12 protein-coding genes are annotated in these 17969 nt (G+C 52.5%); 5 read left to right on the top strand and 7 right to left on the bottom strand.

All coding sequences use genetic code 11. The features are described from left to right. Positions 1-26: 26 nt before the first annotated feature. Together ACFMKP_RS18955 and ACFMKP_RS18950 are read right to left on the bottom strand one after the other, a co-directional pair. A complete protein-coding gene (locus tag ACFMKP_RS18955) occupies positions 27-2543 on the bottom strand; it encodes a flippase activity-associated protein Agl23 (protein ID WP_382294084.1) in 2517 nt (838 codons plus the stop codon). Positions 2544-2759: 216 nt separating this feature from the next. Then, on the bottom strand, positions 2760-4256 hold the full coding sequence (locus ACFMKP_RS18950) for an aldehyde dehydrogenase family protein (protein ID WP_382294082.1): 1497 nt from the start codon (positions 4254-4256) through the stop codon (positions 2760-2762). Between the two features lie 580 nt (positions 4257-4836). Here ACFMKP_RS18950 and ACFMKP_RS18945 point away from each other — a divergent pair. Beyond that, on the top strand, positions 4837-5958 hold the full coding sequence (locus ACFMKP_RS18945) for a hypothetical protein (protein ID WP_382294080.1): 1122 nt from the start codon (positions 4837-4839) through the stop codon (positions 5956-5958). 429 nt (positions 5959-6387) lie between these two features. Here the strand turns inward: ACFMKP_RS18945 and ACFMKP_RS18940 are convergent, their stop codons facing one another. Next, a complete protein-coding gene (locus ACFMKP_RS18940; RefSeq protein WP_382294078.1) occupies positions 6388-8604 on the bottom strand; it encodes an alpha-amylase family glycosyl hydrolase in 2217 nt (738 codons plus the stop codon). Positions 8605-8816: 212 nt separating this feature from the next. Here ACFMKP_RS18940 and ACFMKP_RS18935 point away from each other — a divergent pair, with 212 nt between their 5' ends. From ACFMKP_RS18935 to ACFMKP_RS18925, 3 genes are read left to right on the top strand one after another with little or no spacing between them, the layout of a single operon-like run. Then, complete coding sequence (locus ACFMKP_RS18935) at positions 8817-9863, top strand: hydroxymethylglutaryl-CoA synthase (protein WP_382294076.1); 1047 nt, start codon at positions 8817-8819, stop codon at positions 9861-9863. Between the two features lie 13 nt (positions 9864-9876). Continuing rightward, entirely contained in the window at positions 9877-11031 is a 1155-nt protein-coding gene (locus tag ACFMKP_RS18930) for a beta-ketoacyl synthase N-terminal-like domain-containing protein (RefSeq protein ID WP_382294074.1), read from the top strand. A 2-nt stretch (positions 11032-11033) separates the two neighbouring features. Continuing rightward, positions 11034-11429 carry a Zn-ribbon domain-containing OB-fold protein gene (locus ACFMKP_RS18925; RefSeq protein WP_382294072.1) on the top strand — a complete coding sequence of 132 codons (396 nt, stop codon included), beginning with the start codon at positions 11034-11036 and terminating at the stop codon, positions 11427-11429. 214 nt (positions 11430-11643) lie between these two features. Here the strand turns inward: ACFMKP_RS18925 and mnmG are convergent, their stop codons facing one another. Beyond that, positions 11644-13596: a tRNA uridine-5-carboxymethylaminomethyl(34) synthesis enzyme MnmG gene (gene mnmG / locus ACFMKP_RS18920; RefSeq protein ID WP_382294070.1), complete on the bottom strand. Its 1953-nt coding sequence runs from the start codon at positions 13594-13596 to the stop codon at positions 11644-11646. 340 nt (positions 13597-13936) lie between these two features. Further along, positions 13937-14332 carry a CoA-binding protein gene (locus tag ACFMKP_RS18915; protein WP_110515714.1) on the bottom strand — a complete coding sequence of 132 codons (396 nt, stop codon included), beginning with the start codon at positions 14330-14332 and terminating at the stop codon, positions 13937-13939. Between the two features lie 220 nt (positions 14333-14552). Between ACFMKP_RS18915 and ACFMKP_RS18910 the strand changes: the two genes are divergently transcribed. Next, positions 14553-15179: a nitroreductase family protein gene (locus tag ACFMKP_RS18910; protein WP_382294067.1), complete on the top strand. Its 627-nt coding sequence runs from the start codon at positions 14553-14555 to the stop codon at positions 15177-15179. A 227-nt stretch (positions 15180-15406) separates the two neighbouring features. Here ACFMKP_RS18910 and ACFMKP_RS18905 read toward each other — a convergent pair whose 3' ends face one another. Both ACFMKP_RS18905 and ACFMKP_RS18900 read right to left on the bottom strand, forming a co-directional pair. Next, complete coding sequence (locus tag ACFMKP_RS18905; protein WP_382294064.1) at positions 15407-16822, bottom strand: phosphoglucomutase/phosphomannomutase family protein; 1416 nt, start codon at positions 16820-16822, stop codon at positions 15407-15409. Between the two features lie 110 nt (positions 16823-16932). Further along, positions 16933-17913, bottom strand: a complete 981-nt coding sequence (locus ACFMKP_RS18900) for a sugar phosphate nucleotidyltransferase (protein WP_382294061.1) — start codon at positions 17911-17913, stop codon at positions 16933-16935. Between the last annotated feature and the right edge of the window lie 56 nt (positions 17914-17969).

Genomic DNA, 17969 nt, shown 5'->3' with positions numbered 1-17969 from the left:
GTTACAAAGTGGAAACACAGACCGGCCTAACGCACCTGCGATTGGCCATTCATATTTTGGGTTTGCACGCCCAACACATGGGCATAGCGTGGACGAACATAGACTTTGAAATCGACCGACGATAGCTGGCCTGGCGGCTGACGGAACAGCAAATAGCGCCAAAGCTCATTTTGGGTTTTGGCATCAAATGGGTTACGAATCAGGCGGCCAATCGTCGAATCTTGATCGTATGGCGCTGGCTGCATCATTTGTTCGCCGCTACTATCGCGCATGGTTTGGCCATTGGCATCAAGCTCAGGCACCTCTGCAAAGCGATAGAACTGCGATTCAGGGAACCACCAGCGCAATGGGAAGCGGCCTTCAAGGAAGCCTTCGACATTGGCTTGGTTGGTCGTCCAGTTGCTATCGATCATCAAAATTGCCGCTGTTTCTGGGGTGGCAGGGCTGTTCATCGCGCCAGAAAAGCCCGTTGCTTTGGTATATTCGCGCACATACCACTTCCAGATTTGCTCATTATCGTACATAATCGGCAATTCCATGCGGCCTGTTTCGGCAATTGAAACCTTGCGCAAATCGTCCATCACGCGGCCAACATCGGGCGAGCTTTGCACATACACCAGCATTTCAATCGGAATATCGCCATTTTGGTAATTCAAGCGCCACGCCGAGCGGAATGAATACATGCTCCAGATGATGGTTAATGCCAATGTTAAGCCAGTTACTGCCCGTCGCCAGCCGTGGAACATGCTATAAAAGCCAGTAATCGCCAACACAATCAAGATCATGCTACCAAGGAACATTGGCGTAGCTGGGCTGCCAGTTGGCGCAATATTCGGCTGAATGCGCACCATTCTGGTTAATTGCATCACTGCGTAGCTTGCAACCAAGCCAATCACCGCCAAATAGCTCACTAGGCCAAGCCATTCGGTGCGGCGCGTTGGTAATTCTTTGCTCAGCCATGCCCGTTGAATTGGCTGGAAGCCCCAAGCAAACACGCGCCCTATGCCCCAAGCAGCAATAAAAATCAAGGGCACTGCAACGTGCAAGGTGATCCATGGCATTTTCTCGCCAGCCCAGCTATAGAGGGCAAACGAGCCAGCTGCCCACCACGCCAACAAGCCAGGAGCCATGCGCTGCGCAGTCAAAGCAGCGCCACGCTTGATTTGTAAGGCCAAGTGGCCAATACCTGCGATGGTGGCCGCAAAGCCAGCAAACAACAACAATGGCTCATACACCAGCAATTGCACAAAGTAATAATGGCTGGGCTGACCGCCACGCTCAACGTCGTGTTGCGCTACCCAATACAGCAGCGAGCCAGCAATCCCCGAAACCACGCCAACTGGATGCACCCCAAACGAGGTGAAGAAGGCGGCGTAAATCACCAAGCCCAAGACCACCGCCAAAGCGCCATGCATACCCCAAAGTGAATCCAAGGCTGGCAGCAAACTGCGTTCTGGTGCTTGGCTGACGGCGCGTTTCCACATGGTTTGGGTTTGATCTTTGCCCTTGTAAAACCAAATAATCACAATCACTGCGATCAAAAAGACCACCGTGAGAATGGTCAAGGCCGTAATTGGCATGTGCATAAACACGCCATTATTGCCATACAGGGTTTGATTTTTGACTTGATGATAGAGTCGGCTTTGGTTGGCTTGGGCTTCAGCATCGCTAATGCCAAACAAGGTTTCGCGTAATTTCGAGAAGTAGCCTTGGCGCAAACCACCATTCGCTGTATCGTCGAAAAACAGATCATCCCCTTGGTTGCGCACGATCAAGGCTTGGCTTTCGGTGACCAATGGCAGCGGTAACCATTGCTCTTGACCATTGGCATCGAGCACCGGAGCAGGGTTGCCACTGCCCGAAACCACCAAGCCGCGATGATCAGGAATGCCCTTGAGACAGGCTACCGCCAACAAGCCATAAACCCCAAACAGAATCAAGAGCTTGCGATTGACCTGCCAGAGCGTGACCAAGACAATAAAACTGCCAAGGGTCAAGGTAAAGAGATACGAGGTCTCAATCGTGACAAACATTAAAGCAAACGAGGCAAAGAAAATATAAATCCAGCGCACATGGCGGGTGGAGATATAGCGAACGATCGCAATCAAACAGATAATTTCTTGGGTAACTGCAAAAATATCGTGGCGAATAAAACGCCCGACATACAAGGTTACTGGCGAAATTAACAGGTAGCCTGCCATCATCAAGGCCGTGCCACGCCCAATATTTTTGCGCAGCAGCCACGGCGTTAATGTGAGGGCTATGCCAAAGGTCGCGGCGGCCAAACGGGCTGTAAACTCATTGTCGCCAAACAAAAAGTATTGCAAGGCGGTCCAATAATACAAAAACGGCCCGTGGGTCAACGGATCGTGCAAATAGCCATCGCCGCGATAGAGCAACCACGAGTAGTACGCATGAATCGTTTCATCGTGGTGCAATGAGCGACCGCCAAGCGCCCACAGATGCATAAGCACCGAGAGCAAGCCAAGGCCAATATAGGCCAGATGTTCAACCGTGAAGCGGCGACGTTGTGTGCGTGGCACGGCTACCTGTCGTGAAGATGTTGCGATCATAAGTATGTGTTCTCTGTGTCGTTGCAAAGGGGTTGGAGCAGCGCTGCTCATTGAGACAACGAAATGTGCCAGAATTTTTTGGTATTGTACTCGAACGAGGGGGGAGTGACAAGAAACAAAGTCTTAACGCGCTCAAACATCCAAGCGCGAGCCAACCAAAGAGCTGGCTCACGCTTGAAATTAGTATTATTCGGCGTTATCGATTTGGGCGCGTTGCAAGCCGCCACTGTAATCGACATACAACGATTTCCATTCGCTGTAGGTATCGAGCACCTGCGTGCCGCCTTCGCGCTTGCCGTTGCCCGTGCCTTTGGTGCCACCGAAGGGCAGGTGAATTTCGGCCCCGATGGTTGGCGCATTGACATAGACAATCCCCGTGTAGAGATCGCGCATGGCAATGAAGGCATTGTTGACGTTGCGGGTGTAAATCGACGATGACAAGCCATATGGCACATCGTTGGCGACATCAATCGCTTCTTCAAGGCTATCGACGGGAATGATCGAAACCACAGGCCCGAAAATTTCCTCTTGAGCGATGCGCATGTTGCGTTTGACATTGCCAAAAATGGTTGGCTGGTGGAAGAAGCCATGGCCCAAATCGCCATCGGTCAAGCGTTCGCCGCCCAATACCAATTCAGCGCCTTCTTCGCGGCCAATTTTGACGTATTTTTCAACCACGTTCAATTGACCTTCGTTGATTGATGGCCCCATTTGCATGCCATCAAGCAAGCCATTGCCCACTTGAATGGTTTTGGCTTCTGCTTGAATACGGCTGGTCAGTTCATCGACGATTGAGCGATGCGCAATAATCCGCGAGGTGGCGGTACAGCGTTGGCCAGTCGTGCCAAACGCACCCCAAACTGCGCCAGCCAAGACCAAATCAAGATCAGCATCGTCCATGATGATCATGGGGTTTTTGCCGCCCATTTCGAGCGAAACATGCTTGCCTTGTTGGGCGCACAAAGTTGAGACATGGCGACCAACTTCGGTCGAGCCAGTGAACGAAATCACCTTGACATCGGGATGTTGCACCAATGGCTCACCAGCGCTTGGGCCATGGCCCGAAACGATGTTAACTACGCCTTTTGGCACACCTGCATCAACCAAGGCTTGTACAAAGTTGTAGGTTGAGAGCGGAGTATCTTCGGCAGGCTTGATCACCACGGTGTTGCCACAAATCAACGCTGGGAAGATCTTCCACGATGGGATGGCCATTGGGAAGTTCCATGGCGTAATCAAGCCACACACGCCCAAGGGTTGGCGCACGCTCATCTGGAATTTATTGGGCAATTCCGAGGGTGTGGTTACGCCATATAAACGGCGGCCTTCACCAGCCATAAAATAGCCCATGTCGATGGCTTCTTGCACATCGCCACGAGTTTCAGCCAAAACCTTACCCATTTCACGGGTCATATCGTTGGCATATTGCTCTTTGCGTTCTTGAAGAATTTGCGAAGCCCGATAGAGCAACTCGCCGCGCTTGGGCGCTGGTACGAGCCGCCATGCATTGTAGGCTTCCTTGGCGGCAGCAACCGCATCGGCAATATCCTCAGCACCAGAGTCGGGGAAGATGCCAATCACATCGCGGGTATCGGCGGGGTTGCGGTTCTCGTAGGTCTTGCCCGAACGCGCTGGCACCCACTCGCCGCCAATGTAGTTATAGTACACCTTATGATCCGACATCGTTGTCCTCCGTGAAGTAAAATCAAATCTTGCCTTATCTTACCATACAAGCTTGGAATACTAAGGCAGAAGTCAGAAGTCAAAAATCAAAAGAAGAAATATATTAACGCAGCGGCGCAGAGCTTTTTTAACCACGAAGAACACGAAGGGGAAATTGGCGCGCGGCATAATGATTAGTTGGTTTGGCAAATGTGGCATTCCCTCACCCCAACCCCTCTCCCACAGAGCGGGCGAGGGGCTGTAATCTCGTGATTCTACCGCACTGTTTGGTGAACAACCGTGCTCCCCCTCGCCCGCGTTTTCGTGGGAGAGGGGGTTGGGGGGTGAGGGGACAAACTTGATCTATTGCAAATGCCAACAATCGTCCGCTAACCTATCGCCTATCGCCCTCAACCCCCTGCGTTAAAAATCCCATTTGCGTTCTTCGCGCTCTTCGCGGTTCCAACTTCTCTGTTCTATACTCCATGTTCTCATTTCATCCCTCATAATTCATCCTTCATCCTTATATCAGCTTGCTATCATTGTGTGGCGTTGGTTAGCCACAGTAGGCTAGGGTGACTCCAATTATGAGGAAGAGACCATGATTAAGCACTGGATGCGACCAATGCTTGCTGGATTGTTGTTGCTGCTCGCGAGTTGCGGCCAGCCTGATCGTTCCCCAACCAAGATTCAACCGCTGGCTCCCATCGCCAACAGCGGCGCACAGCCTGCGCAACCAACCGCAACTTATGAAGATCCCTTTGCGTGGGTGATTGGCACGCCACCTGCTGATGCCATTGCTCGGGTTACCGCCGAAGCAGCTCACGATCTGGCTATAATCCATTTTGAGGAAACCATGCAATCATTGCCGACTGCTGATCCAATGGGTCCACCAAAAACCTATGAATCACTCCCAACGAGGGTCTTACCAACAGGAATTGTCTATGGTGACGATTGTGAATCTGCGGAAGGCGATCCCAGCTTTATAACTATGAGTTGCTGGATGACCCGCATTCACAATGAGACGATTCGCATTCGGGTATCAGCGGGCCAAGAATTTTATGAAGCTCCTGGCTCAATTCGGGTTTCAGTTTATCCGGAAGCTGATTTCATGGAGCGAGATATGCAGATCTATCCTGCACCGCAAGCAACCAACTTGCTTAACATTATGGCGGTGAATTATCCCATGGTTGAGCTTGAATCAGACAATGGGCTACCGTTTCGTTTCAACCTTGAAACCCGTCAGTGGCTTGATGCTGCCGGAATCGCAATTAATCCAACCGGAACCGATCCCTACGCATCAATAATTCCCACGCTAACTCCACCTGGTGGCATTTCTGTCGCTAGCTGGAGTTTACTTGATGGCAATACAGGGGATTCAATTGGGGTATTTGATCCCTTAGCAAGTTGGGTACCGTTCGATTTTGGAGCCTTGAGCACGGATAATTTCAATCTCAAGGCCATTACCCAACCTCTGGTTGTGGGCAGCGTTCAGTTTATGCTCAATGGAAAGCCCTATCGCATTGATAATGATTTCCCTTATACTTTGATCGAGAAGAATAGTCGCTGGCATCCAGAGTTAGGAGATTATCAATTGCAGATGACTGCCTATAGTGGCCCAAATGCAACTGGCACGCAAGGCGGTAGTTTTATGTTGCAATTCACGGTTAGTGGTTTTCCCATCACGCCAATTTCGTACATTACGGTTACACCAACCCACTAGAACAGGGACGCAGAGTTTTATTAACCACGAAGAGCACGAAGGGCTGTTGGCTTTTGGCTTTTAGCTATCGGGGATTGGTCGCTAAAACCAATAATTGTCCCATAGCCTAGAGCTGTAATGGTTCATTGGATACGCGTGGCATGCCCTCACCCCCAACCCCTCTCCCGTGGCGCGGGCGAGGGGCGTTATTCCATGGTTCTTGCGCAATGCGTCGGTAAAAACGGGTGCTCCCCTCGCCCGCGTTGAGTGGGAGAGGGGCTGGGGGTGAGGGGAGCATGCTGTGGTTAATGCAATGGACCATTACACTTAGCCTATCGCCTATCGCCTATCGCCCATCACTCTCTGCGTTAAAAATCCCCATTTCGCGCTCTTCGCGGTTTCAGTTTCCCAATTATTATGTTCTATGCTCTCTGTTCTATGCTCTTTGCGCTAGGCTTTTTTCCGCCGCGTGGTGGTTGGTGGGGCTGCGGCTGGCTCAGCCTTGGCAGCAGCAGGATCGGGCGGCGAACCAGGCCGAATATGCAGCATCAAGCTATCGAATGGCTCTAAAATCAAGGTCAAATTCAGCAGATCATCACGTCGCCAGCTGCGTCGCCCAGCATATTCCAGCACTTGCTCGCGCACTAAATCGAACAAATGATACTCGCCCTCGGCCATCTGCATGCGATCAACGGGCATGCTCAGGGTTGCGGTGCGCCGATGCGGACCCATATTCAACACCACCGCCAAGCGTTCTTCGTGACACACCCGCAGCACGCTCCAAACCGAAGGCACATCGCAGGGCATCACATTAAACAATTGCTTGCCATGGCGTAAAATTGGGTAGTTGGCACGAATCCTAAATACCTGTTTGATCCACGCTTCTTGGCCAACTTCTTGGCCCGTCCAGAGCATTGGCACAAAGCCACAGCCAACCATCCCAATCATCAGCAAGCGTGCGAGGCGTGAGCCACGCACTGCATCGGCAATCGGGTTTACATCGCGGGTATCGTGGGTTTCGGTAAAACAAACCCGAATTGCGCCTTTGGGCAAGGCCAAAAAGTGATCTTCGAGCCACTCGCCAAGCTCATACGGCGAGAGCACCCCCAAACCAGCGTGAAAAAACATCAAGTGAGCCAAATAATCATAGGCAAAATCGTGGTTGGTTGGGAACAACGGGCCATACAATTCGCACAATAAGGCAGCTTGGGGATTGATTTGGCGCAACGCTTGGCGCATGCGCTCAACAATCGTCAACACGCCAAACGAGGTGCTTGCAGCCATGCGCTCCAAACGGCGATCCCAATTTGGCTCCTTGCGATGCGGTGCATCAACCCGCCAGCCATCAATCTGATAGGTTTGGGCGAAGCGCGTCGTCCAATCCACATAAAAATCTTGCACCTCAGGATTAGCCCAATCGAAGCTGTAGGTATCGTTCCAGCCGTGCGATGAAACCAAGCGCCCGCGCTCATCGCGGCAAAACCAGCCTGGCCGCTCTTGAACATAGCGCGCAGTGCGCGAACAGCCCTGCACCACCAAATCGCAGAGCACGCGCATGCCCAAGGCATGGGCTTGATCAACCAGCGCCTTGAATTCTGCTTCCGTGCCCAACGTCGGCTCAAGTTGCTCAAAATCTTCGATTGCATACGGCGAGCCGGCTGCCTGCCAATTCATATCCCATGGCTTGCCCGAAAGATTGTTGTAGCGCCAAATTGGCATCAGGTTGATCGTATCGAAGCCTAAATCGCGCAACCGCGCTAGCTCTTGGGTGAATTGGGCAAAGCCACCCCACAAGCCAACGTGGGTTTCGAAAATATTGGCCGCACAGACCCAATCGGGTACATCGGCCAAGCTGCGCACGCCCAGCACAGGCCATGTGTTGTGAAAGGCATGCATCGCATCGTACCAATTGCCCTGCACCAACATACAATATTGGGTTCCGCCGCTCAGCGTGGCATCGGGAGCCAGCCAGCCAGCAATTTCCAACTCGTGGCCAACAGTTAATCCCAAATCATTGCCATCAATATCAGGCCATGCCGATTGATCTTTGCTCCAATACCAACACAGTAAATTATCGCTTTCGCTGGTGCTGTGCAAGGCCAACAAGCCAGGCCCACGATCAGGTGCATTTTCAAATAAGCGTCCGCGCCGAATGGCAGGAGCAATTGCTTGGCCAGGCAAACGTCCGCGGCGTAATTTTGAAACCGCCGCAATATCCAAGCGTGGGCGAAAACTATTGCTCGGCGCTTCAAAACGGGCTTCGCTATAGCTGCCAACCCGCGCATATGGCCAACTGAGCCGCACCCAATGCACGCGAGCCTCATTGCCGCCGCTGTTGGTCACCGCGACCGAGCGTCGAATCAAGGTTCCGGTTATTTGCAAGGTATCGCTGATGCGCAAAAAGCCCAAGCCAATGTTGATCGTCAACTCGGTTACGCCCGCCACTTCGCGGCCATGATGGCTAAGATAGCGGGGAAAATGCGACTCGCTGACCCAACCATCGGCCAGTTGCACATCGATCGACATGCCCACGCTACCAATATTCAAAATGTTGGCTTGGTTGGGACGACGCAGCAGCGTCAACATTCCGGTTGAAGTTGAAAAACCAAGCTCCATTTCGGCGGTCATAACAATCAGATTTTGCTCATGTTGATATTCGTAATACATACAACAGCTCGCACTAATTGGGCAATTGCAGCTCGTAATTTTGCGCAGCATACCACAGCTTGGCGCAAGTTGAGAGTTTTCATCAAGCTTTTATGGCTGACTTGACAGGTTTTGGCAGCTTCAGCGTGCTAGAGTGCTAGCAGAAATTGAGCTGGCAATGCCGCTAGCGGTTGCAACGCTGCACCATCAACCATTGTTGAAAGGACAAACTCATGCGTCAACCTGAACGTCCGGTTGGGATCGTTGGGTATGGAGCATATGTTCCGCGCTATCGCATTGCAGCCCAAGAAATTGCCCGCGTCTGGGCCGCTAGCGAAGGAGCATTGCCAATTACATCAAAAAGCGTGCCCGGCCCCGATGAAGATACGATTACGATGGCGATTGAAGCTGGGCGCAATGCCCTCAAGCGTGCCCAAATCGATCCTCAACAATTAGCCGCCGTCTGGGTTGGCAGCGAAAGCCACCCCTATAGCGTCAAGCCAAGCGGCACGATTGTTGCCGAAGCCCTCGGCACCTCGCGCTGGATCAGCGCCGCCGATTGGGAATTTGCCTGCAAAGCTGGTACCGAAGCCTTGAGCGCAGGTATGGGCTTGGTTGGCAGTGGCATGGCCGATTATGTGCTGGCGATTGGCGCTGATACCGCCCAAGGTCGCCCGGGCGATGCCTTGGAATATACCGCCGCCGCCGCTGCTGGAGCATTAATCGTCGGCCCTGCCCAACAAGCACTCGCCACGATTGAAGCAACACTTTCGTATGTTTCCGACACCCCCGATTTCTTTCGCCGCGCCGATCGGCCCTACCCGATGCATGGCAATCGCTTCACCGGCGAACCAGCCTACTTTCACCATGTCAGCACTGCCGCCAAGCAATTATTGGCCGAATTAGGCCGCACTGCCGCCGATTATCACTATGCTGTATTTCACCAGCCCAACGTGAAGTTTCCCCAAACTATGGCGAAACAAGTGGGCTTTACCCCCGAGCAATGCCAAGCAGGTTTGTTGGCGGGCGAAATTGGCAACAGCTATTCGGCTGCTTCGATGATTGGCTTGTGTGCTGTGCTCGATGTGGCCCAAGCTGGCGACCGCATTTTGCTGGCCTCGTATGGCAGCGGTGCTGGCAGCGATGCCTATTCGTTGGTGGTAACAGAGGCTTTGGTGGCAGCGCGCAATTTAGCGCCCCGCACCAGCGCCTATCTCAAGCGCCGCCAATTAATCGATTATGCCACCTATGCCAAGTGGCGCGGCAAAATTGTTGAATAAAGGGGTAGGTGCAATGCAACAGGTTTTTATTGCAGGCACAGCCTGTACCGCCGTTCGCGAACATTACGATCGTTCGTTGCTCGATTTGGCCTTAGAAGCGCTGCGGGGCGCGGTTGGTTCGTTTGATCCTAGCCTGATTGAAGCCTTGTATGTTGGCAATGCGCTTGGCGATACGCTCAGCGAGCAAAGCCAACTTGGCGCGTATATCGCTGGCGCAGCTGGCTTGAATTGCGAAGCTATGCGGGTTGAAGCTGCTGGAGCCAGCGGCGCGTTGGCTCTGCGCCAAGGCTATTTGGCAATTGCCAGCGGCCAAGCAGATGTTGTCGTGGTGCTTGGTGTCGAAAAATCCACTGACAAGCTTGATGCCGATGTGCAAGCAGCCTTGGCCTTAGGCTTGGATGGCGAGCTTGAACGCGCCGTTGGCCTCACCTTAACTGGCGGCTGGGCGCTCTTGATGCAACGCTATTTGCACGAATATCAACTGCCAGCCACCGCCTTAGCACCATTTGCGGTCAATGCCCATGCCAATGGCGCGGGCAATCGCAACGCACTCTATCGCTTTGCCATTAATGCTCAAAAATGGGCCAATGCAGGCCAAATTGCCGAGCCATTGAATATGCTCGATTGTTCGACGGTCGCCGATGGCGCAGCCGCAGTGGTGTTGATCAGCGAACGCTATACCCGCGAAGTTGCGCAGCCAATCGCAATTTTGGGCAGCGCTAGCAGCAGCAGCAACCTGGCTTTGGCTCAACGCCCTGATCTGCTATGGCTTGAAGCCGCCGCAACTAGTGGCAACAAGGCCTTGCAACAAGCCAAAATCGATCGCGAGGCAATTGATTTAATCGAATTAAGCGACCCGCATGGGATTGCCGCAGCCCTTAGTTTGGAAGCCTTGGGCTATGCAGAACGCGGCCAAGCCACGCAATTAGCTGCCGAAGGCGTGATTGCCAAAGATGGCGCATTACCGCTCGCAACCGCTGGCGGCTACAAAGCTCGCGGCGATGTTGGCGGGGCAAGCGGAGTCTATCAAGTGGTCGAATTAGTGGCTCAATTGCGCGGCCAAGCAGGAGCCAATCAAGTTGCCAAGGCCAAAACCGCCCTAGCCCAATGTTTGGGTGGCGTTGGCGCAACTGCTGTGACTCACATTTTGCAAGTAGCCGAGGTTTAACGATGAATCTACCAAAACAATGGCGGCTCAAAGGCCAACGCTACCGCCTCGAAGGCCAACGCCACAGCGATGGTCGGGTGCGATTTCCCGCTCAGCCAGCCAAATTAGGCGAGGCCCAAGATGCTTGGCAGCCCTATCAATTGTCCAACACTGGCGAACTTTTTTCGTGGACGGCGCAGCGCAGCAATCGTAGCGAATTTGACCACGAGCCAATCGTAATTGTGGGCATTGTCAAGCTGGCCGATGGCTGTTTGATCACGGCCCAATTGACCGATTGCGAGCCAAGCGAATTGCAAATTGGCATGGCAGTGGAAACAGTGACCCGCAGCTGGGGCAAAGTCGGCGAGGACGATCTGCTGGTCTATGGCTATAAATTCCGACCCGCACTGGTTGATTAATTGCGCCACGAAGATTGAGTTAAATTGATCCACGAAGCGCACGAAGGACACGAAGTTTAGGTTGGGACGAAACCGCGAAGGACGCGAAGATCGCTAAGGTTTAATTAAGTGGTTCGCTGAAATTTGTATACATTTCAAGTTTCCAACTAATTCAACATTCGTGCGCTTCGCGTCCTTCGCAGTTAAAAACTGCCTGATCCCTGGCCCCTATCGCCTATTCCACCGTCGCCCGTTCGCGGCGTTCGAGGTGAATTAGCAGGTGGGCAATATCGGCGGGGTTGATGCCCGACAAGCGCGATGCTTGGCCCAAGGTCGCTGGGCGGAAGCGTTTGAGCACTTGGCGCGCTTCGATCCGCAAGCTGGGAATCGCCTCAATATCCAAATCGGCAGGCAAACGCCGATCTTCCATTTTGCGCACCCGCTCAACCGAGGCTTGCTCTTTGGCAATGTAAACCGCATATTTAGCGCTCAGCTCAACTTGCTCGGCAACATCGGCCTCAACCGCTGGCAGATCAGGCTGGACTTCGGCCAACTGCGCGTACTTGACCCCGACCCGCCGCAAAATATCTTCGCCTGAGGCTGGCTGCAACAAGGGATCAATGCCCGCAGTTTGCAGGCGGCCATTGGTTTCGGCGCTCGGCGTGTAGCGCAAACCACGCAATTGTTGGGTGGTTTGATCGATCGCCCATTGTTTGCGTTCGACTTGCTCAGCGCGTTCGGTACTAACCAAGCCAAGCTCAGCAGCCAATGGCGTGAGCCGCAGATCAGCGTTATCGCCCCGCAGCAACAAGCGATGTTCAGCCCGCGAGGTGAACATGCGATATGGTTCGCGAATTTCTTTGGTCACCAAATCGTCGATCATCACGCCAATGTAGGCTTGGTCGCGGCGCAAAATAAATGGCGCACGCCCAGCAACCTTCAATGCAGCGTTAATTCCCGCCATCAAGCCTTGTGCGCCAGCTTCTTCATAGCCAGTTGTGCCATTGATTTGGCCAGCAAAAAAGAGATGTGGCAAGCGTTTGGCTTCAAGCGAGGCGGTAATTTCGCCTGTCGCGACCGCATCATACTCAATCGCATAGCCAACCCGCATCATTTCGACCTTGCGCAAAGCAGGAATCGAACGCAACATAGCCCATTGCACATCTTCTGGCAGCGAGGTATTGCAGCCTTGGACATAGATTTCGAGCGTTTCCCAGCCTTCTGGCTCAAGGAAAAAGCCATGCGATTCTTTATCGGCAAAACGCACAATTTTATCTTCGATGGATGGGCAGTAGCGTGGCCCAACGCCCTCGATCACCCCGCTAAACATCGGCGCACGATGCAAATTATCGCGGATATGTTGGTGGAATTCGGGCGTGGTGTAAATGTGATAGCAGGGCAATTGTGGTCGCCAGCCATCAAGCATTGGCTCTGGGTAAATTGGGTTGGGCGGGCCATGCACCAAGCTTTCGGGCCGCTGACCATCGTAATTAAACGAAAAATAGAGCGGCGTACTGGAGCCTGGCTGCACTTCTAGCCCCGTAAAATCAATCGTTCGCGCATCGATGCGTGGCGGCGTGCCAGTTTTCAGGCGCACCAATGGAAAGCCCAACTGGCTCAAATCGCTGGAAAGATTGACCGCTGGTTGCTCGCCCATCCGGCCAGCAGGCACAATTGCTTCGCCAGTGATTGCGCGGCCACGCAAGAACGTGCCCGTGGTCAAGACCAAAGCTTTAGCCCGATATTGCCAACCAGTTTGGGTTTCGACGGCAAAATTGGCCCCATCAGCTTGATCAGCCAAGGGGATAATGCGCTCAACCATGGCTTGTTTGAGCGCTAAATTTGGCTGGGCTTCCAGAAACTCTTTCATGGCCTTGGCATACAAACGCTTATCGCTTTGGGCGCGTAAGGCTTGCACGGCAGGGCCTTTGGTTTCATTCAGCAGCCGAATTTGAATCAAGGTGCGGTCGGTGATGACCCCCATAGCGCCACCAAGTGCATCGATTTCGCGCACCAAGTTGCCTTTTGCGGGGCCACCAATTGATGGATTGCACGACATGTGCGCCAATTTATCGAGATCGATCGTTAGCAAGAGGGTTTGCGAACCCATGCGTGCAGCAGCCAAAGCCGCCTCACAACCCGCATGCCCACCGCCAACAACGACCACATCATAAGTTAAATTTAGCATAGCTCAACAAGACATAAGTGAAGAACACGATAGTTTATTGTACCGCAAACTTGATATTTTGGGGATACAAGAACATAGAGCAAAGAACATAGAACATAGAAGTAGCAATGAGGAATTTTGATCCACGAAGGACACGAAGCGCACGAAGGACGAGAAACCGCGAAGGGCACGAAGAGCGCGAAGGTTAAGTTCTTTGAGCCACAGATGTTTAAGCTTATGTTCTATGCTCTTGACTTCACCCTCATTCTTCATCCTTCGGTGCTCTGCGCCTCTGCGTTAAATACCAGTTCGTTTAACGAAGAAGCGCAGCGTTAAATTTCCGATCCCCAGCCCCTAATCATTACAATTGCTGCATATGCTCGACTTTAATGCATTTATCCATCACAACCTCTAAGCCAGCGGCTTCGGCAGCGGCGGCGGCTTCTTGATTGACGATGCCAAGCTGCATCCAAATCGCCTTCGCGCCAACCGCGATCGCTTCTTCAACGACTGGTGGCACATCTTCGGCGCGGCGGAAAATATCGACAATGTCGATTGGCTCTTTGATGTCGCTCAAGGAAGCAACCGGCTGCTCGCCAAGCACAGGCTCAGTCAACACCGGATTGACCGGAATAATTCGATAGCCAGCACGTTGCATATATTCGGCAACGCCATAGCTCGCCCGATCTGGTTTGTTGCTCAGGCCCACTACGGCAATCGTTTTGGCATTGCTCAAGAGTTGTTTAATATCGCTCATAATTCCTCCTTATAACCAACACATATCGCAAGGATTGTACCCCAAAACCAGCAAATTGCCCGATATTGCTAGCAATTAGGACAGCATGAACCGCGCTTGGGACGAGCCAAAGGACGCACCAATAGATAAATCCAAGGACAATATGTAATTATGCTAGTTACAGATACAACAAACGCAGCCCAAACGATGGTGCTGCACTATTTTCTAGGAGCTTAGACCAATGACTCAGCCAGCAGTAAGCAATGTTTTGAGCGTCGCCGATGCAATCAACAGCCGCCGCTCAGTTCGTAAATATACCAATGACCAAGTGAGCCAAGCCGACCTCAAAACCATTTTGGAATTGACCGGCAAAGCTCCTTCAGCGTGGAACATTCAACCATGGCGCTTCGTTGCCGTGCGCAACCAAGAAGTCAAAAACAAATTGCAAGCAGCCGCCTATGGTCAAGGCCAAGTTGGCAGCGCTCCAGTTGTGATTGCTGTCTATAGCGACACCACCGATGCCTTGGCCAACCTCGCCGATGTGATTCACCCAGGCGTGCCAGCAGAACAACGCCAAGGCGCTATCGATGGCATTTTGGGTGCCTTCGCCCACCGCAGCCAAGAGCAAAAAGAAGCTTGGGGCTTGGGCCAAACCAACATCGCCCTTGGCTATCTCTCATTGGTCGCTCGCTCATTGGGCTACGACACCTCGTTGATGCTGGGCTTTGATCCAGCCCAAGTCAAAGAAATCTTGGGCTTGCCAGAACACGTTCAATTGGCTGGCTTGGTTGCCTTGGGCGTTGCCGCCGAAGAAGGCTACCCACACCACCGCCACGAAGTCGAAAAAATTACCCAATTCATCGACTAAGTTGTATAGACCAACGAAAAACTCAAAGGCCACGAAGATCTGCTTTGATCTTTGTGGCCTTTTCTTGTTTCAAATTAGTTATTAACCGCGAAGGACGCGAAGATCGCTAAGGTTTAGTTAAGTGGTTCGCTAAAATTTGTATACATTTCAAGCTTCCCAGATACTTAATCTTCGTGCGCTTCGTGTCCTTCGCGGTTTCAGCTCAACTTATGCGGTTTCATTCAAATCTATGCCCCAGCGATGACCCGACCTTCAGCCAAGAGTTTTTCGACCAACTCTGGCGAACGGGTTTCGGTGTAAATCCGCAACAATGGCTCGGTGCCCGAGAAGCGAATCAACAGCCAGCTGCCATCTTGCAGATAATATTTGTAGCCACCTTGGGTATTGATCGAATTGACGGTTAGGCCAGCCAAGGCATCAGGCCGCGCTGCATCAACCCGTTTGAGAATGGTATCGCGTTGCTCGGCAGGATAGGTAATATCAATCCGGTCGTAGAAGTGCGGGCCAACTTTGTTAAGCAATTCTTCCATGGTTTCGCTGGGCGTTTTGCCACGCTTCAAGAATAAATCGAGCAACAGCAGCGACGACAAAATGCCATCACGTTCTGGCAAGTGCTTAGCAAAGGCAAAACCGCCTGATTCTTCGCCGCCAATAATCGCATTCGATTCGATCATCTTAGGGCCGATGTGCTTGAAGCCAACCGGCGTTTCGTAGATTGGCACATTGTACAGCTCGGCCAAACGATTGACCATCGAGGTCGTCGAAAGCGACTTGACGATTGGGCCGCGCCAGCCTTTAACTTCCAATAAATAATAGGTCAACAAGCCAAACACCCGCAGCTGATCGACGAATTTGCCTTTTTCATCGACCAAACCAACCCTATCAGCATCGCCATCGTAGGCCAAGCCTGCAAACGCGCCGCTTTGCTTGACCACATTTTTGAGCTTGGTTAAATTGTCGTCGATTGGCTCGGGCGAACGCATGCCAGGAAACAACGGGTTGCGGGTATCGTTGATTGGCACAACTTTGGTTTGGCCGCCATCAAGCAATAATGGCAAGAAACCAGCGCCAGCGCCATACATCGCATCGTTGATAATCGTCCAGCCTTCGCGTTTGATCGCTTCGAGATCAACCATTTGCTTGATTTGGGCCACATAATCGGGCGTGCCGTTGATCCGTTCGACCAAGCCTTGTTTTTCTGCTTCGCGCAAGGTCATACGCTTGACTGGAGCTTTTTCTAAACGATCTTCCAAGCGAGCGATCACGTCGGGCGAGGCCGAGCCAGCATATTCTGGCTTATATTTGTAGCCATTATCGCTTGGTGGATTATGTGAAGCAGTGATGATTGAAGCACCACCAGCTTTTTTGCTAAGAATGCTCCAACAAACAACGGGAGTTGGGGTAGCTTTTTCGGTTAGATAAACGTGAATCCCATTGGCAGCCAGCACCTCGGCGGTGGCGGCGGCGAAGCGCTCGGAACCGAAACGAGTATCATAACCAACCACCAACCCACGCGGGGCTAAGCCCGACTCATGCAGATAATCTGCAACGGCTTGGGTCACAATGCGCACATTGTCAAAGGTATACTCTTCAGCGATTGCTGCTCGCCAACCGTCGGTGCCAAATTTGATTGCTGATGCCATACACGCTCCTGAGCTTGCGATTGAAATTGGGTTCCCACGAAAAGAGATTGCTGACGATCGCTCGTCAAGCCAAATGAAATAGCGAATTGGATGAGTTGATTGGAATGGTGTTAACCAAGGGCAAGACCTTCAACAGTTGCATGGTGGGCAATGAGTACATCACTGGCAAGAGCGACATTGGTTAAGCTTGCAGCGGCCTCAATTGTAACACGTTCCCAAGCGACCACCCGTTCAAGTCGGGCATGCTCACCAACCACACAGCCGCTCCCAAGCATAATCGGGGCGATTAATTGCGCACTAGGGCTGATTTGAGCATCAGCCGCAGCCCACACTCCTGCTGCATATTGTATGCCATGCACTGGTTCTTGGGGCAGACGACCCATCAAGACTGCTTCGTTGGCCGCTAAATAGCCCGCCAACGTGCCAATATCTTGGCTATAGGCGCTGTGTTGGTAGGCATAAATCGGCGCTTGAGCCGCCAACAAACTGGGGAAGAGATCACGTTCGAGCATTGCAAAGCCTTGCGCTGGAATCTGGGCCAAGGCTGCTGGCGCAAACACATAGGCTCCGCTATTAATTGTGTTAGCGAGCGCCGTGCCTGGCGCAGGTTTTTCTTGAAAAGCATAGACTCGTTGCTGCTCGTCGCTGGCTACCACACCAAACGCCGAGGTATCAGCAACTTCGCGCACCGCAATCGTCGCCACGCCAGCAGCGTGCGCATGGGCTTGCCACAGCTGCGCCACATCAAAATCGGTTAATTCATCGCCATTCAACACCAACATCGGCCCAGCCTCAAGCAATTTGGTTTGTTCAAGGGCATAGCGCACTGCGCCTGCAGTGCCCAATGGCTCTGGTTCTTGCACAATCTGCAAATTCAGCCCAAACGCCGAGCCATCGCCATAGGCTGCCAAAAATTGCTCGGCCAAATATTGCACCGCCAAAATGACATGGCGCACCCCTTGGCGCTGCAAACGACGCAAGGTTCGGCTCATCAGGGCTTCGCCAGCAATTGGCACTAACGGCTTGGGGAGCTGGTTGGTCAATGGCCGCAGCCGAGTGCCCAATCCGCCAACTAAAATAACTGCACGCATAGATCTGCTTTCAATAAAAGCACGGCAGTGGTTTGGTTATTGCTAACCACCTGCTG

Source organism: Herpetosiphon sp. NSE202 (assembly GCF_042688385.1).
In the GTDB taxonomy this organism is placed as follows: domain Bacteria; phylum Chloroflexota; class Chloroflexia; order Chloroflexales; family Herpetosiphonaceae; genus Herpetosiphon.
This window is presented reverse-complemented; position numbering and strand designations above follow the sequence as displayed.

Coding starts and splice junctions, on each gene's coding strand:
- ACFMKP_RS18950 (WP_382294082.1), bottom strand. CDS start 4,256: ATGTCGGATCATAAGGTGTACTATAACTACATTGGCGGCGAGTGGGTG.
- ACFMKP_RS18945 (WP_382294080.1), top strand. CDS start 4,837: ATGATTAAGCACTGGATGCGACCAATGCTTGCTGGATTGTTGTTGCTG.
- ACFMKP_RS18940 (WP_382294078.1), bottom strand. CDS start 8,604: ATGTATTACGAATATCAACATGAGCAAAATCTGATTGTTATGACCGCC.
- ACFMKP_RS18935 (WP_382294076.1), top strand. CDS start 8,817: ATGCGTCAACCTGAACGTCCGGTTGGGATCGTTGGGTATGGAGCATAT.
- ACFMKP_RS18930 (WP_382294074.1), top strand. CDS start 9,877: ATGCAACAGGTTTTTATTGCAGGCACAGCCTGTACCGCCGTTCGCGAA.
- ACFMKP_RS18925 (WP_382294072.1), top strand. CDS start 11,034: ATGAATCTACCAAAACAATGGCGGCTCAAAGGCCAACGCTACCGCCTC.
- mnmG (WP_382294070.1), bottom strand. CDS start 13,596: ATGCTAAATTTAACTTATGATGTGGTCGTTGTTGGCGGTGGGCATGCG.
- ACFMKP_RS18915 (WP_110515714.1), bottom strand. CDS start 14,332: ATGAGCGATATTAAACAACTCTTGAGCAATGCCAAAACGATTGCCGTA.
- ACFMKP_RS18910 (WP_382294067.1), top strand. CDS start 14,553: ATGACTCAGCCAGCAGTAAGCAATGTTTTGAGCGTCGCCGATGCAATC.
- ACFMKP_RS18905 (WP_382294064.1), bottom strand. CDS start 16,822: ATGGCATCAGCAATCAAATTTGGCACCGACGGTTGGCGAGCAGCAATC.
- ACFMKP_RS18900 (WP_382294061.1), bottom strand. CDS start 17,913: ATGCGTGCAGTTATTTTAGTTGGCGGATTGGGCACTCGGCTGCGGCCA.